This is a genomic window from Enterococcus camelliae, from assembly GCF_042685105.1.
GTDB lineage: Bacteria > Bacillota > Bacilli > Lactobacillales > Enterococcaceae > Enterococcus_G > Enterococcus_G camelliae.
The window spans coordinates 10,337-24,697 of sequence record NZ_JBHUMO010000051.1 but is presented as its reverse complement, the minus strand read 5'-3'; the positions used below and the strand labels follow the sequence as shown (position 1 = coordinate 24,697).

At 38.6% G+C, this 14,361-nt stretch carries 14 protein-coding genes; 11 read left to right on the top strand and 3 right to left on the bottom strand.

Annotated features, from left to right (window positions below; all coding sequences use genetic code 11):
- The first annotated feature begins 4 nt into the window (after nt 1-4).
- Together ACFSR0_RS08500 and ACFSR0_RS08495 are read left to right on the top strand one after the other, a co-directional pair.
- The gene (locus ACFSR0_RS08500) at nt 5-328 is read left to right on the top strand and encodes a PspC domain-containing protein (protein ID WP_379981835.1); all 324 of its coding nucleotides are present in this window, start codon (nt 5-7) and stop codon (nt 326-328) included.
- On the top strand, nt 328-687 hold the full coding sequence (locus ACFSR0_RS08495) for a phage holin family protein (RefSeq protein ID WP_379981833.1): 360 nt from the start codon (nt 328-330) through the stop codon (nt 685-687). The genes ACFSR0_RS08500 and ACFSR0_RS08495 overlap by 1 nt, the downstream gene beginning before the upstream one ends.
- A 59-nt stretch (nt 688-746) precedes the next feature.
- Here ACFSR0_RS08495 and ACFSR0_RS08490 read toward each other — a convergent pair whose 3' ends face one another.
- Nucleotides 747-2,447 carry a M3 family oligoendopeptidase gene (locus tag ACFSR0_RS08490; RefSeq protein ID WP_379981831.1) on the bottom strand — a complete coding sequence of 567 codons (1,701 nt, stop codon included), beginning with the start codon at nt 2,445-2,447 and terminating at the stop codon, nt 747-749.
- Nucleotides 2,448-2,585: 138 nt separating this feature from the next.
- Between ACFSR0_RS08490 and hprK the strand changes: the two genes are divergently transcribed.
- From hprK to ACFSR0_RS08460, 6 genes are all read left to right on the top strand, one after another.
- On the top strand, nt 2,586-3,521 hold the full coding sequence (hprK, locus tag ACFSR0_RS08485; protein ID WP_379981829.1) for an HPr(Ser) kinase/phosphatase: 936 nt from the start codon (nt 2,586-2,588) through the stop codon (nt 3,519-3,521).
- A 17-nt stretch (nt 3,522-3,538) separates the two neighbouring features.
- Nucleotides 3,539-4,372, top strand: coding sequence for a prolipoprotein diacylglyceryl transferase (gene lgt, locus ACFSR0_RS08480; protein WP_379981827.1), 834 nt, complete (start codon nt 3,539-3,541; stop codon nt 4,370-4,372).
- Between the two features lie 19 nt (nt 4,373-4,391).
- On the top strand, nt 4,392-5,414 hold the full coding sequence (locus ACFSR0_RS08475; protein WP_379981825.1) for an NAD(P)H-dependent glycerol-3-phosphate dehydrogenase: 1,023 nt from the start codon (nt 4,392-4,394) through the stop codon (nt 5,412-5,414).
- A gap of 16 nt (nt 5,415-5,430) precedes the next feature.
- On the top strand, nt 5,431-6,345 hold the full coding sequence (galU, locus tag ACFSR0_RS08470; protein WP_379981823.1) for a UTP--glucose-1-phosphate uridylyltransferase GalU: 915 nt from the start codon (nt 5,431-5,433) through the stop codon (nt 6,343-6,345).
- Between the two features lie 197 nt (nt 6,346-6,542).
- Nucleotides 6,543-6,998, top strand: coding sequence for a DUF948 domain-containing protein (locus ACFSR0_RS08465; RefSeq protein ID WP_379981821.1), 456 nt, complete (start codon nt 6,543-6,545; stop codon nt 6,996-6,998).
- 19 nt (nt 6,999-7,017) lie between these two features.
- Nucleotides 7,018-7,704: a YtxH domain-containing protein gene (locus ACFSR0_RS08460; protein WP_379981819.1), complete on the top strand. Its 687-nt coding sequence runs from the start codon at nt 7,018-7,020 to the stop codon at nt 7,702-7,704.
- A gap of 91 nt (nt 7,705-7,795) precedes the next feature.
- On the opposite strand, the gene ACFSR0_RS08455 is transcribed toward ACFSR0_RS08460, so the two are convergent.
- Nucleotides 7,796-8,899 carry an aminopeptidase P family protein gene (locus ACFSR0_RS08455; protein ID WP_379981817.1) on the bottom strand — a complete coding sequence of 368 codons (1,104 nt, stop codon included), beginning with the start codon at nt 8,897-8,899 and terminating at the stop codon, nt 7,796-7,798.
- A 187-nt stretch (nt 8,900-9,086) separates the two neighbouring features.
- Here ACFSR0_RS08455 and ccpA point away from each other — a divergent pair, with 187 nt between their 5' ends.
- Complete coding sequence (gene ccpA, locus ACFSR0_RS08450; RefSeq protein ID WP_379981815.1) at nt 9,087-10,088, top strand: catabolite control protein A; 1,002 nt, start codon at nt 9,087-9,089, stop codon at nt 10,086-10,088.
- Nucleotides 10,089-10,116: 28 nt separating this feature from the next.
- Here the strand turns inward: ccpA and ACFSR0_RS08445 are convergent, their stop codons facing one another.
- On the bottom strand, nt 10,117-12,540 hold the full coding sequence (locus ACFSR0_RS08445; RefSeq protein ID WP_379981813.1) for a transglycosylase domain-containing protein: 2,424 nt from the start codon (nt 12,538-12,540) through the stop codon (nt 10,117-10,119).
- Between the two features lie 156 nt (nt 12,541-12,696).
- Here ACFSR0_RS08445 and tyrS point away from each other — a divergent pair, with 156 nt between their 5' ends.
- Entirely contained in the window at nt 12,697-13,962 is a 1,266-nt protein-coding gene (tyrS, locus tag ACFSR0_RS08440) for a tyrosine--tRNA ligase (protein WP_379981811.1), read from the top strand.
- A 216-nt stretch (nt 13,963-14,178) separates the two neighbouring features.
- The coding region (locus ACFSR0_RS08435; protein ID WP_379981809.1) for a helix-turn-helix domain-containing protein at nt 14,179-14,361 on the top strand (183 nt) is incomplete at its 3' end.

Here is a 14,361-nt window from a genome sequence, read left to right as displayed (position 1 = left end):
CCACATGAAAAGGCGATTAACAAAATCTTCTAACAACAAAGTTATCTCAGGTGTATTGGGAGGGATTGCAGACTATTTTGGTATCGATCCAACAATCGTACGTGTTGTTTACGTCATACTTTCTGTCCTTTCACAAGCCTTCCCAGGGGTACTAGTATATATCTGTTTAGCGATTATCATGCCCGATGGAAAAAAAAGACGTTCGAAGTCGAGATATGGACACGAAAATGACTATTATCAAAAGAACGACCCATCTAGACGCGCAAAACGGAAAGATGCCGAAAAAGTAGAAGATGATGACGATGATGAAGATTGGAGTGATTTTTAGTGACTTATTTGCAACGACTGGTTATGAATATGCTAACATTCATTTCGTTATCCGTGTTGTTGCCACAAATGATTCACGTTGAGAGTATTTTAACGGCATTGGTGGCGAGCTTTATTTTATCGATTTTGAATGCGATTATTCGTCCCATTCTGTCAATACTTGCATTTCCTCTAACGTTGTTAACTTTAGGTCTATTCACTTTTGTTGTCAACGCTGCAATGCTACAAATGACAGCAAGTGTCATGGGTGGTTCACGCTTCGGTTTTTCCTCATTCGGAGCATCCATCCTCATCGCAGTGGTCATGTCAATAATTAACATGATTGTGACAGAACATCAACTTGAAAAAATGAATACTTAAATTCCCCTAAAAAAGGGTTCCCATCGCATAAGTGTGCATGGGAACCCTTTTGCATTATTCTAAGCGAATCTTTCTTCCGAAACACCTGCTAAATAAGTTTCAACAGCTAAGATTGTTTGGTCTAAAGCTCCTTCTTCAAATGGCGATTGAAGGTTGCCGGTTGCTAAAATTTCGAGAAATGTTTTCGTTCCGCCAACTTTACAAATGGCTAAGTAGTCTTCCCAAGCCTGGTTGTCTTGGTCAACATGGAATTTTTTCCAAAATTGAAATGCACAAACTTGCGCCAATGTATAATCAATATAATAAAAAGGCGATTCGAAAATATGTCCTTGACGATACCAATAAGTTCCTCGGTCTAAATCGGATAATTCACTGTAATCTCTTTCCGGACAATATTGTTTTTCTAGATTGCGCCAACAATTTTTGCGATCAGTTGCTGTCCATTCAGGATGGCTATATACTTCTTGTTGGAAATGATCGACTAGCACACCATATGGTAAAAATTGCAAAGCACTTGCTAAATGAGCAAATTTATATTTATCGGTATCTTCTTTGAAGAAGCCTTCCATCCATGGCCAAGCAATAAATTCCATTGACATTGAATGAATTTCGCACGATTCGTAATTAGGAAAGACAATTTCCGGTTCTTTAATCCAACGTGATTCAAAACATTGGAAGGCATGACCAGCTTCGTGGGTTAACACATCGACATCATGGGAAGTTCCATTAAAATTGGCAAAAATAAATGGAGACTGAAAATCTTGGATATAGGTACAATAACCACCTGATTGTTTCCCTCTTTTACTTAAAAGATCCAATAATCCATGTTCTACCATAAAGTCAAAGAATGCCCCTGTTTCGGCTGAAAGTTCATGGTACATGCTTTGAGCATGTGCAACTAGTTCATCAGGTGTTCCCTTAGGTGTGGCATTTCCATTCGGAAAATCTAAACTAAGGTCGTAAAATTGCAAATGATCTAAATTGTTTCGCTCTGCCTGTCTTGCATACAATTTTTGTGTGACTGGCACGACTTTTGTTAAAATTTCATGACGATAAGTTTCAATCATTTTGCGATCATAGTCCCAACGATTCATCATGACATCAGCAAACGCTACATAGTTTGAAAATCCCAAAGTCTGAGCGATTTTGGTACGTACTTGAACCATTTCATCATAGATACGATCAAGTTCTGCCTCGTTTTCATGATAAAATTGCGAGATTTTCTGCTGAGCCTGTTTACGAGTGGCGCGGTCTTTTGATTGGGCAAATGGAGCCATTTGAGGAAGAGTGTAAATATTGCCTTCAAATTCAATCTGAGCCGAAGCGATGAGTTTTGCATAGGCTGATGACAATTGGTTTTCTTTTTGCTTATACGGAATAATCGATTCATCAAAAATTTTTACACGGCTTTCTGCAAAAAGAAAAAGCGTTTCTGGATAGCTCTTTTTTAGCTCCGTTAATAATGGGGAAGACAGAAGAGCCTGATAAAACTGAAAATCCAATGATTCAAAATGGGGAGCATACTCATTCCAAAAATCATCTTCTGCTTGATAGAAGGAATCATTTGTATCAATGGAATAACGAATGCTTGCTAAATTTGCAGCAGTGTCCACGTTGCCTCTTAGGGTATTTAAATGATCAAGTGCCGCAGTAGCTGCTTCTAACGTAGTTGCTTCCTTTAATGTTTTTACACCAGCTAGATAGTCTTCTTTGTATTGCTCATAGTTGGGCCGTTGATAAGGGTATTCAGTAAATTTCATAGCGTGAAACGCCTCCTTTATAACTGAAATCATATCATAAAATGACAAAAAAATTAGATATATTTATTAGAATATAGGAATTTAACGATGGTAATGATAAAATAAATAAGAACATGTCAAAAGAAAAGAGGGTTATGAATGACAGAGTCTGTGAAATTAAGTGAATTAGCACAAGCATTGAATTTAGAAATCGTTACTGGTAATCCAGAAGCAATGGATCGTTCTGTATTTACAAGTGATATCTCAAGACCAGGCTTAGAATTAACGGGGTATTTTTCATACTATTCAAATGATCGACTGCAACTGTTTGGAAACAAAGAAATTACCTTTGCACAACGTATGATGCCTGAAGAACGACTTATGATTTTGCGTCGGTTGTGCTCGGATGAAACGCCGGGATTTATTGTATCTAGAAATTTGACCGTTCCTGCTGAAATGATCCAAGCCTGTCAAGAAAACCAAATTGCTATTTTGCGATCCAAAGCATCAACGTCAAGATTACTTGGTGAAATGTCCAGCTACTTAGATGAACAATTGGCCATGCGAACGAGTGTCCACGGAGTCTTAGTAGATGTCTATGGGCTAGGTGTCTTGATTCAAGGGGATAGCGGCATCGGAAAAAGTGAAACAGCTTTAGAATTAATCAAACGCGGCCATCGTTTAATCGCAGATGATCGGGTAGATGTCTTTAAGAAAGATGATTTAACCTTAATTGGTGAACCACCTAAAATTCTAAAACACTTGATTGAAATTCGAGGAATTGGCATTATTGATGTCATGAATTTATTCGGTGCGAGTGCTGTGCGAGGATCGATGCAAGTTCAATTAGTTGTTTATCTCGAAAATTGGGCGAAAGACAAAAAATATGATCGTCTTGGTACATCAGATGAAACGATTAATATTGGATCGGTAGATGTTCCTCAAATAAAAATTCCTGTAAAAACAGGACGAAATGTTGCGATTATTATTGAAGTTGCTGCGATGAACTATCGAGCTCGTTCAATGGGCTATGATGCAACCAAAGCATTTGAAGAACGCTTAAGTCGCTTGATTGAAGAAAATTCGAGTAAATAAAAGGGGAGAAGACAGGAATGTTGTCATATGTAAATCGAGTGGCATTTGAATTATTTGGACTATCAATCTATTGGTATGCCATCATTATCGTTTCAGGGATCATTTTAGCAATCTTTCTTAGCTCACGTGAATCCGAACGGGTAGGAATGAGGCGAGATGACGTTTCTGACTTTATGCTTCTTGGCTTACCCCTATCGTTTGTAGGTGCAAGACTGTACTATATCTTGTTTGATTTACAACCCTATTTACATGATCCAATCCAAATTTTTAATATTCGTTCGGGTGGTTTGGCTATTTATGGTGGGCTAATTGCTGGCTTTTTATGGTTGGTTTACTTCTGCTACCGCCATGTCATTCCCTTGTGGACGTTCTTAGACATTGCGGCACCTAGTGTGATGATTGCGCAATCAATTGGTCGGTGGGGAAATTTTATGAATCATGAGGCGTATGGCGAAAAAACAACGTTAGCCTTTCTACAATCCATTCACTTACCAAATTTTATCATTGAAAACATGTTTATAGATGGTGCGTATCGTCAGCCAACTTTTTTATATGAATCGCTTTGGACATTTATTGGATTTTTTGTATTAATTTTTCTTCGAAGGAAAACGGGCTTGCTTAAGCAAGGAGAAGTCGCCATTAGTTATATCATTTGGTATAGTTTTGGCCGGATGTTTGTAGAAGGCATGCGTACGGATAGTCTTTATCTGTATGGGGATATTCGTATCTCTCAATTGTTATCGTTCATTTTGTTCGTGAGTGGCATTGTTGTCTTCGTATGGAGAAGAAAAAAGAATCCACAGTTGAAGCCTTACATTCGTAATCTTGGACCAAACGAATGGATCATTTAAAAAGAAAGAGGGATAAAAATTGGAAAAACAACGAATCGCTGTATTGGGACCAGGGTCATGGGGAACGGCGCTCGCTCAAGTTTTAGCTGAAAATGGGCATGTTGTAACAATCTGGGGCAACAAGCCAGAGCAAATTAAGGAAATCAATGAGCAACACACCAATCGCCATTATTTACCAAACCTTAAAATGGATTCTGGCATTCGTGCAGAGCAATCACTCGAGGTAGCAATTGATCAAGCGGACGTTGTTCTGTTTGTTTTGCCAACGAAAGCCATTCGTTCAGTGGCCCATGAATTCAATCAAATTGTCAAAAATAAACCACATATTGTTCATGCATCAAAAGGACTAGAACAAGGCACACATAAGCGAATTTCGGAAGTTTTAGCAGAAGAAATTGCGCCGAATAACCGCGAAGAAATTGTTGTGTTATCCGGTCCGAGTCATGCGGAAGAAGTTTCGGTACATGATATTACAACGATTACTGCAGCAAGTCGTGAACAAGAAGCCGCTCAGTACGTTCAAGCACTTTTTATGAATGATTATTTTCGTATTTATACGAACACAGATGTCATCGGAGTAGAAACGGGAGCAGCTTTAAAGAATATCATCGCTATTGGTGCAGGGGCTTTAGCTGGACTAGGATTTGGCGATGATGCCAAAGCAGCAATCATGACACGGGGATTAGCCGAAATTAGTCGCTTGGGTGTCGCGATGGGTGCCAACCCCTTAACTTTTATTGGCTTAAGCGGTGTAGGCGATTTGATCGTTACTTGTACGAGTGTGCACTCAAGAAACTGGCGAGCGGGTAATCTCTTGGGGAAAGGGCATTCACTCGATGAAGTATTGGAAAATATGGGGATGGTTGTTGAAGGCGTAGCGACCACCAAAGCTGCCAAGGAGCTAGCAGCGTTGTTACACGTCGAAATGCCGATTACTGAAAGCATTTATCAAGTACTTTATGAAGGAAAAGATATTCATCAAGCCGCTCGAGACATTATGCTTCGAGAAGGAAAAGTCGAAAATGAATTCTCAATTGAATAATAAAGGAGCAGAAAAAATGAAAGTAAAAAAGGCAGTTATTCCTGCAGCAGGCTTAGGCACACGTTTTTTACCAGCTACAAAAGCAATGGCGAAAGAAATGTTGCCAATTGTTGACAAACCAACGATTCAATTTATTGTTGAAGAAGCATTGAAATCAGGCATTGAAGATATTTTAATCGTTACCGGTAAAGGAAAACGACCAATCGAAGATCATTTTGATGCCAATCTTGAGCTAGAAATGAATTTAAAAGAAAAAGGAAAAGAAGATCTATTAAAGCTAGTGGAAGAGACCACTGATGTCAATTTACACTTTATTCGTCAATCACACCCACTCGGATTGGGACATGCCGTTTTACAAGCAAAGGCTTTCGTTGGCAATGAACCGTTTATTGTGATGTTAGGGGATGACTTGATGGAAGACAAAATTCCTTTAACACAACAACTCATCAATGATTATGATGCCACACACGCATCAACAATTGCCGTCATGAAGGTTCCTCATAAAGATACATCAAAATATGGCATTATTAATCCAGGTGAACAAGTAAAACCAGGACTATATAATGTGAAAAATTTTGTTGAAAAGCCTACGCCAGACAAAGCACCAAGTGATTTAGCCATCATTGGTAGATATTTGTTGACGCCGGAAATATTTGAAGTGCTAGAAAATCAAAGACCAGGTGCCGGCAACGAAATTCAGTTAACTGATGCCATCGATACCTTGAATCAAACCCAACGCGTTTTTGCCCGTGAGTTTAAAGGCAAACGTTATGATGTTGGGGATAAATTTGGTTTTATGAAAACAAGTATCGAGTATGGGTTAATCCACCCAGAAGTAAAGGATAAGTTGCGTTCTTTTATTATTGATTTAGGAAAAAGATTAAGTGAAGAAGACCAAAAAACTGTTTTATCAGAGAAAAACGAAAAATAAAAACTAGCGATTATTCTTAAGCCTATATTGATGACGAATCAATAATAGGCTTTTTTTCCTAGTACAATTGCTTTAATCACGTCCACTTATGGATGATTTGTTTGAGGGAATACCGTTTTTTTTGAATAGAAAATGTTTGTCGAAAGTTTTTGGAAATGCTATGCTTGTATAAAGAAAAAAATGGAAGGAGCGTTCATATGTCAATTGGGGAACTAGCTGCATTGATTGCAGCGCTTGCGTTTGTCATTTTAGTTCTATTTTTAGTCCGTGTACTAATCAAAGTTTCAAAAACAATGGATCAAGTAAATCGTACCGTGGCAACAACCAATGAAACAATAACTATCATCACCAAAGATGCCGATATTCTATCAAAAGAAGTAGAGGGTTTGTTGGTAAAAAGTAATGCATTATTGCTAGATGTTAATGAAAAAGTTGCAACAATTGATCCGCTTTTTACTGCTGTTGCTGATTTAGGAACATCGGTATCGGATTTGAACCATTCTAGTAGGAATTTAGTCGCACGTGTTGGTTCGCTTGGTAGGACGACTGCCAAAGCAACCGTAGCAGGAAAGGTTGGCCAAGCAGCTTCGAAATATTTTACCAAGCGCAAATCATCTGCGGCAAGTGCAGAGGCTACAAAAACAGCAAAGTAAAAAGAGGAGGAAAAAGAATATGGGAAAAACAGGTGGATTTCTATTAGGTGCAGTTATTGGCGGAACAGCAGCTGCTGTGACAGCGTTATTATTAGCACCAGAATCAGGCAAGGAATTACGAGGAAAATTGGCAAAACAAGTGGATGACTTATTAGATGCGGCCTCGGATTACTCAGATATTGCGAAAGACAGAGGAATTGATTTTGCTAATTTAGCCAAAGAAAAAGCAAATCAGTTCGCGCAACAAGCAGATGATTTAGCAGAGACAATCAAAGAAAAATCAGCAGATTCAGTGAATGATATTCATGAAAACTCAGCAGACTTTGTTGATACATTAAAACAACAAACCGGTGATTTAGCCAATCGATTAAAAAAAGCAACTAGTAAAGTGACAGAGAAAGCTGCTGATGGAAAAGAAGAAATGGCTGACCAAGTAGAAGATATTATTATCGAGGTAAATGACGCAAAAAGTGATGCGAAAGAAGCCGTCGAGGATACAAAAGCAGAAGTTTTGGATAAAGCAAAAGAGGTAGCTGAAGCTAGTAAAGAAAGCCTTGCGGAAAATGTAGATGATACTGTGACGGAAGCACAATCAACCAAAAAAGCGACCGAAGCGACAATGAACGAAACAAAAAAAGATAGCGAAGAAGTTGCTGAACAATTGAAACAGGAAATGAAAGAAGAAGCAGCCAAATTAGAATCGTAAGAGCTGATTAGGCAATCCAATGTTCAATGAGGCAAACAAAAAAACGATTTGCATTGTAGAAAGTACAGTGCAAATCGTTTTTTGTAGCTGACTATTGGATGATTTGTAATTTTTTGGATGTTTTTGTGAAGGGTTTACACCCATCGGAAGTTACATAGACGCAATCTTCAATACGGACGCCTACCTCGCCAGGAATGTAAATCCCAGGTTCTAATGAAAAGCACATTCCTTCTTCAATAATTAAATCATTTCCCGCTACCAGAGAAGGATATTCATGGACAGACATGCCCAAACCATGACCTAAACGATGGGTGAAGTAGTCACCATATCCCGCCGAAGTAATGACTTCACGAGCTACGTTGTCAAGATATGCTGCAGTAACACCAGGTTTGACAGCCTTTTGAGCAGCTAATTGGGCTTGCAAAACAATGTCATAAATTTTTTGTTGGAGAGCAGTTGGTTCGTGAAAAGCAACTGTTCTGGTCGCATCTGAACAGTAGCCTTTCCAGATTACTCCTAAATCAAATAAAACCAATTCATTTGGCTGTACCTGATTGCTACCAGGTGTGCCATGTGGATTCGCAGCATTGATCCCAGCAAGTACCAATGTATCAAATGACATGTGAGAAACACCCTGTTTTTTTAATTGATACTCAATCTCTGCAACGATTTCTTGCTCTGAAACGCCAGCCTTGATAGCTGAAAAACCAATGTCAAAAGCAACATCTGCCCAATTCCCAGCTTCCAGAAGAGTTTGAATTTCACTTTCCGTTTTTCGAAGCTGCATTGTTTCAATGATTGGGGTCAAATTGGCTGAAAAAGAGGCATGCGGGAAGAGAGCAGCCATGATTTCAAAACGATCAAGCGAAAGAGAACTTTTTTCTAGCCCAAATGACTCAATAGCTCCGTAACGAGTGAGCAGTTCTTCCTGAATTTTTTCAAATGGGTTTTCGCTATCCAGATAACCCACCACATCAAATGACCAAGAACTGTTTTTGGCCGGTTCCGTTTCTAAAGCAGGTGTAAACAAAAATGGGTCTTCTGTTGCAGAAATGAATAACCCTAATATTCTTTCGTGAGGTTCGCTTTCAAATCCACTTAGGTAGGCGATAGTCGTTGGATTAGAGAGGTACGCAACCTGAATATTGTGAGCGTTCATATACGTTTGTAATTCGGATAGTTTTTTGGTATTCATGGATTGACCTTCTTTCATAATAGAATCACTTTATTTTATCACTTTTTATCATTAATTAAAATCGAAGCAAAAGTAAGTTTTCATGAAAACAATAATTAAAACGGTTGCATATTGAAAGTATTTTTGCTATCCTTATTTAGAAATGTAAATGAGATTTTCTGAAAAAAAGCAGAATGGAGCAGTAAAAATGGAAAAGCAAACAATTACTATTTATGATGTAGCAAGAGAAGCTAATGTATCAATGGCTACCGTTTCGCGCGTTGTCAACGGCAACCCCAACGTGAAACCGGTAACTCGAAAAAAAGTACTTGAGGTAATTGATCGATTGGATTATCGCCCGAACGCTGTGGCTAGAGGATTAGCTAGCAAAAAAACAACAACTGTTGGGGTAATTATCCCTGATGTGAGTAATATGTTTTTTGCTTCATTGGCTAGAGGAATTGATGATGTGGCAACAATGTACAAGTACAATATTATTTTAGCCAATTCTGATGGCGATAGCTTAAAAGAAGTAAATGTGTTAAATAATTTATTGGCAAAACAAGTGGATGGCATTATTTTTATGGGACATCGTATTACGGATGAAATCCGTGGTGAATTTTCACGTTCAAAGACACCTGTTGTACTTGCCGGCTCGATTGACCCAGATGAACAAGTGGGTAGTGTCAATATTGATTATACTTCAGCAACCAAAGATGCGGTTAGTGTCTTAGCTAAAAATGGCAACCAAAAGATTGCCTTTATCAGTGGTGCTTTAATTGATCCTATTAATGGACAAAATCGTTTGAACGGCTATAAAACGGCTTTAAAAGAAGCTGAAATTGAATACAATGAAGGCTTAATTTTTGAAGCACCTTACAGTTTCAAAAATGGATTGGGTTTAGTTGATCGAGTGTTAAATAGTGGAGCAACTGCAGCCTATGTAACTGATGATGAATTGGCCATTGGCTTATTAGATGGGTTAATTGATCGTGGCATCACTGTGCCGGATGAATTTGAAATCATCACGAGCAATAATTCACTGCTTACTGATGTGTCACGTCCGCGTCTGTCAAGCATTAGCCAACCACTCTATGATTTGGGTGCAGTTTCTATGCGGCTATTAACGAAAATGATGAATAAAGAAGAGATTGAACAAAAGACTATTACCTTACCATATACGATTATTCCTAAGGGTTCTTCTAAATAAAAAAAAACCGACATTGTCGGTTTTTTTTTTAATTATTTTTTTCGTTAGAGGACGAGCTTGATTCAGCGTCTTTTTTTTCTTCTTTGGAAGAGCTAGAACCAGTCGCATCGTTATTACTTTTTTTGGTAACACTAGCTCCTTTTTGCCAATAGTTAAGATAGTTGCTATCAGTTCCCCCAATACCAAATTTAAATTGAGTGTCACTAGCACCCGTTTTTGCCCAATAGGAGGTGGTTGTCGCAGAAGGTAGAGCATAAGTTGTCCCATTGATGGTGATGCTTCTAATATTTTTTTCTCCAGTAAAAGTGTTGACCGTTTCTTTTTTTACAGAGGAATCCAATGAGAATTTTGCTGCAACATCAATTGTTTCTGGTGAAGAGAGGTAAATAGCATTGGCTAAGTTCGCCATGTAAGTCGCCTGCCGCAGACTTGCACCTTCATCCGATGGCGTGCCGTCATCATGACCGGTCCAACTGCTAAGCGTAATTGAAGGTGTGGACACAACTAGCCATGAATCTTTGTAATCATTGGTTGTTCCAGTTTTACCTACCCAATCAGCACTTGCTAAGGTTGGGTTTAATTGTGTGAGAAGCGGTCTATATTTTGAAGTGATTTCACTGGTTAGAACACTTCGCATCAGATCATTCATAATGGATGCGGCTGCTTTGGAATAGACTTGAACAGGATCTTCTTTATGCTCGTAAATAGGTTTGCCACTTGAATCAGTGATAGATGAAATCATATAAGCTTTTTGATAGACACCACCATTGGCAAGTGCTTGAAAACCACCTGTTTGTTCAAGTACGGTTAAGTCAACAACGCCAAGCGGAGCGGATGGATAGGACCACTGTTCGACATCTGGATAATTCATTTTGGACAAGTAATGATCATAGACATAGCTACTAGACCCTTCTTTATTAAGGGTATTTTGATAAATTTGGTACGCAGGAATGTTGTTTGACCAAGAGATTGCCTCGCGAACGGTTTGGAAGGTGTTCATATTGTATGGTGTTGCGTTGACAACTGGTTCATTGCTATCCGTGCTTGAACCACCCCAAGTAGTTGGGTAATTGGAAACCCTCGTCTCCGTGCCGATTAGCCCCAAGTCAATTGCCGGTCCATATACAAGAGCCGGTTTGATAGCTGATCCCGCTTGTCGTTCTGCTGAGAATGCATGGTTGAATTGGTTGGTTGCATAATCGCGACCACCCACAAAACCAATAATACGACCAGTTTGATTATCCAAAAGGACGTTACCAACTTCTACGGTTCCATTGCCATCATCTAACTGATAGCCATAGGTAATAGCAGCGTCTTGCATGGCTTGATAGATTGTTTTATCAATGGTGGAATGAATGGTATACCCGCCATTGGTTAATTTTTGTTCTGCCAATGTTTCATAGGCGTCTTTTACTTCCTCTTTGGCATATTCCTTTTTGCTGATTTTGGCTTCATTTGCTAATTTTTCCCCAAGTACTGCTTTGGCTTGATCCATTACAGCATAATACAGGAAGCTTTGTTCATTTGTATTTGCAGCGGCTTGCGGCAAAAAGTCTTTCTTTAAATCATACGCTTTGGCTTCGTCGTATTCTTTTTGGGAAATGGTTTTGTTGCGATACATGCTAAACAAAACAAAATCTTTCCGCTTTAGTCCCAAGGAAACATCTTTTTTAATTGTGCCATCATTATTGTAAGGACTATAGCTAATCGGACTCTGAGGAAGACCAGCAATAAAAGCTGACTGAGCCAAATTTAGCTGGCTTGCATCCACACCGAAAATGCCTTTTGCAGCTTCTTGGACACCGGCAATGTTTTCCCCTTTATTGTTTCGTCCAAAAGGAGATACGTTAAGATACATGGTGAGAATTTGATCTTTTGAGAAGTTTTTATCAACCAAATGAGCCAAAATAATTTCATTTGCTTTTCGTTTAAAGGTTGTTTCATCCGTTAGCATTTGTTGTTTAACAAGTTGCTGAGTTAAGGTAGAGCCTCCGCTACTGCCTATCCCTGTTACTTCAGAGACTAAAGCGCGTAATACGGCCTTCGGAACGTATCCTTGATGCTGATAAAAATTTTCATCTTCCGTCGATACAATGGCTTTTTTTAATAGATCAGAAATTTTATCCGAAGCAACCATTGTTCGCTGTAAATCGGAATTCACAGTCGCAATTGTTGAATTATCCGCGTAAGTCAAAAGGGATGTCTGCGAAAGATTTCCAAGCTCTGCTGCCATTTTTTCTTTAGTAGGTAGCTGCGTATCCTCAACTAGATAGGCGAAGTATCCGGCTCCAATTCCAAGACCAAACGCCCCTGCCATGACACCCAGACTAACAACTAATAGAAAGAGGGATTGAATAACACGAACGACAACATTTAAATAAAAAAGTGCACCATGAGTAGCGGATGATGATTTTTTTAATTTGTTTCTAGATTTCTGAGCCAAAAAGGTCACCTCAGTTTCATTTTATTCTGTACAATTATAACAAAAAAAAGGTGGGATGGATAGGTGCAGCTTTTTTGGAAAATTTGGAATTCCGGATAAAAACCTTTGCAACAGAAAAAATATCAGTTAATATGGAAACTGAGTAAGTATTTGGGAGGAATGAACATGAGTTCTGATTTTTTTCAAGAACTAAAAGATCGTGGATTGATATTTCAAACCACGGATGAAGAAGCTTTAGAAAAACAACTAAATGAAGAGTCGATTAAATTGTACGTAGGATTTGATCCAACTGCCGATAGTTTACATATTGGTCATTTACTACCTATTCTTATGTTACGCCGGTTTCAACAAAAAGGACATGTTCCGATTGCCTTGGTTGGTGGCGGAACGGGTATGATTGGTGATCCATCCTTTAAAGATCAAGAACGTCAATTGAATACGTTGTCGATTGTTCAAGAATGGTCACAAAGCATTAAAAATCAATTGTCTCGTTTTATTGATTTTGAAGATGAGAAAGCACCCGCTGTGTTAGCCAACAACTACGATTGGTTGGGCTCAATTTCTTTAATTGATTTCTTACGTGATGTGGGAAAAAACTTCACAATCAATTACATGATGAGCAAAGAAAGCGTGAAGCGCAGAATTGAAAGTGGAATTTCTTACACGGAATTTGCATACCAATTGCTCCAAGCATATGACTTTTTGAAACTTTATGAAAATTATGGCTGTCTCCTTCAATTAGGTGGAAGTGATCAATGGGGAAATATTACCTCGGGTATTGAGTTACTGCGACGAGAAAAAGAAGTACAAGGATTTGGCTTGACGATGCCGCTCATTACAAAAGCAGATGGCACAAAATTCGGAAAAACAGAAGGCAATGCGGTCTGGTTGGATCCAGAAAAAACAACACCTTACGAATTTTATCAATTCTGGATTAATACAGATGATCGCGATGTTATAAAGTTTTTGAAATATTTTACCTTCCTAACGCTACCTGAAATTGCTGAGATTGAACGCCAATTTAATGAGGCACCAGAAAAACGGTTGGCGCAAAAAGCACTGGCTAAAGAAGTAACAACTTTGGTTCATGGAGAAGAAAAATACCTGCAGGCTATTCATATTTCCGAAGCATTGTTTAGTGGGGAAATAAAAACACTCACTGCGGAAGAAATCTCTCAAGGATTTAAAGGTGTACCAACTTATCATGTAACGGCAGATGATTCAATGCAATTACTGGATGTATTAGTCACAGCAAAAATTGCTACTTCCCGTCGACAAGCACGTGAAGATTTGCAAAATGGAGCGATTTATTTGAATGGTGAACGGGTTCAAACGGTAGAGTATATTCTAACCGATGGAGACAAATTATCCGGTCAGTATAGTGTCATCCGTAGAGGAAAGAAGAAATATTTCTTATTAACCTTTGTTTAGCTAGAATTTAAAAGAAGTAGGGACAAAAGGAGTAACTAGAAAACGCAACAATGAATGGTTCAATCAGATCGTTCTTTGGGGTATCGGTTGAGCGTCTCCTTTTTCACTACTCTTTTTTTATAGGAGGGTAACAACAGCTAATCATAATGTGTAAATATCTATAAAAATATCATTTAAAACATCAATATGTGGTATAATCATTTTGAGGTGAAGATTATGACTATGTATTCGATAGGTGAATTTGGAAAACAGATAGGTGTAACACCACAAACGTTGAGAAACTGGGATAAAAGAGGGGAATTAAAGCCCGCTCATGTTTCTCAAGGAGGTACTCGTTATTATTCTGAAGAACAACGAAATCAATTCTTAGGAATCGCTGGAAGAAAGAAACCAAAACGC

What these genes read in the sequence shown, in the direction of transcription:
- ccpA (WP_379981815.1), top strand. Translation starts at nt 9,087, where the DNA reads ATGGAAAAGCAAACAATTACTATTTATGATGTAGCAAGAGAAGCTAAT.
- ACFSR0_RS08460 (WP_379981819.1), top strand. Translation starts at nt 7,018, where the DNA reads ATGGGAAAAACAGGTGGATTTCTATTAGGTGCAGTTATTGGCGGAACA.
- hprK (WP_379981829.1), top strand. Translation starts at nt 2,586, where the DNA reads ATGACAGAGTCTGTGAAATTAAGTGAATTAGCACAAGCATTGAATTTA.
- ACFSR0_RS08465 (WP_379981821.1), top strand. Translation starts at nt 6,543, where the DNA reads ATGTCAATTGGGGAACTAGCTGCATTGATTGCAGCGCTTGCGTTTGTC.
- ACFSR0_RS08500 (WP_379981835.1), top strand. Translation starts at nt 5, where the DNA reads ATGAAAAGGCGATTAACAAAATCTTCTAACAACAAAGTTATCTCAGGT.
- galU (WP_379981823.1), top strand. Translation starts at nt 5,431, where the DNA reads ATGAAAGTAAAAAAGGCAGTTATTCCTGCAGCAGGCTTAGGCACACGT.
- tyrS (WP_379981811.1), top strand. Translation starts at nt 12,697, where the DNA reads ATGAGTTCTGATTTTTTTCAAGAACTAAAAGATCGTGGATTGATATTT.
- lgt (WP_379981827.1), top strand. Translation starts at nt 3,539, where the DNA reads ATGTTGTCATATGTAAATCGAGTGGCATTTGAATTATTTGGACTATCA.
- ACFSR0_RS08490 (WP_379981831.1), bottom strand. Translation starts at nt 2,447, where the DNA reads ATGAAATTTACTGAATACCCTTATCAACGGCCCAACTATGAGCAATAC.
- ACFSR0_RS08455 (WP_379981817.1), bottom strand. Translation starts at nt 8,899, where the DNA reads ATGAATACCAAAAAACTATCCGAATTACAAACGTATATGAACGCTCAC.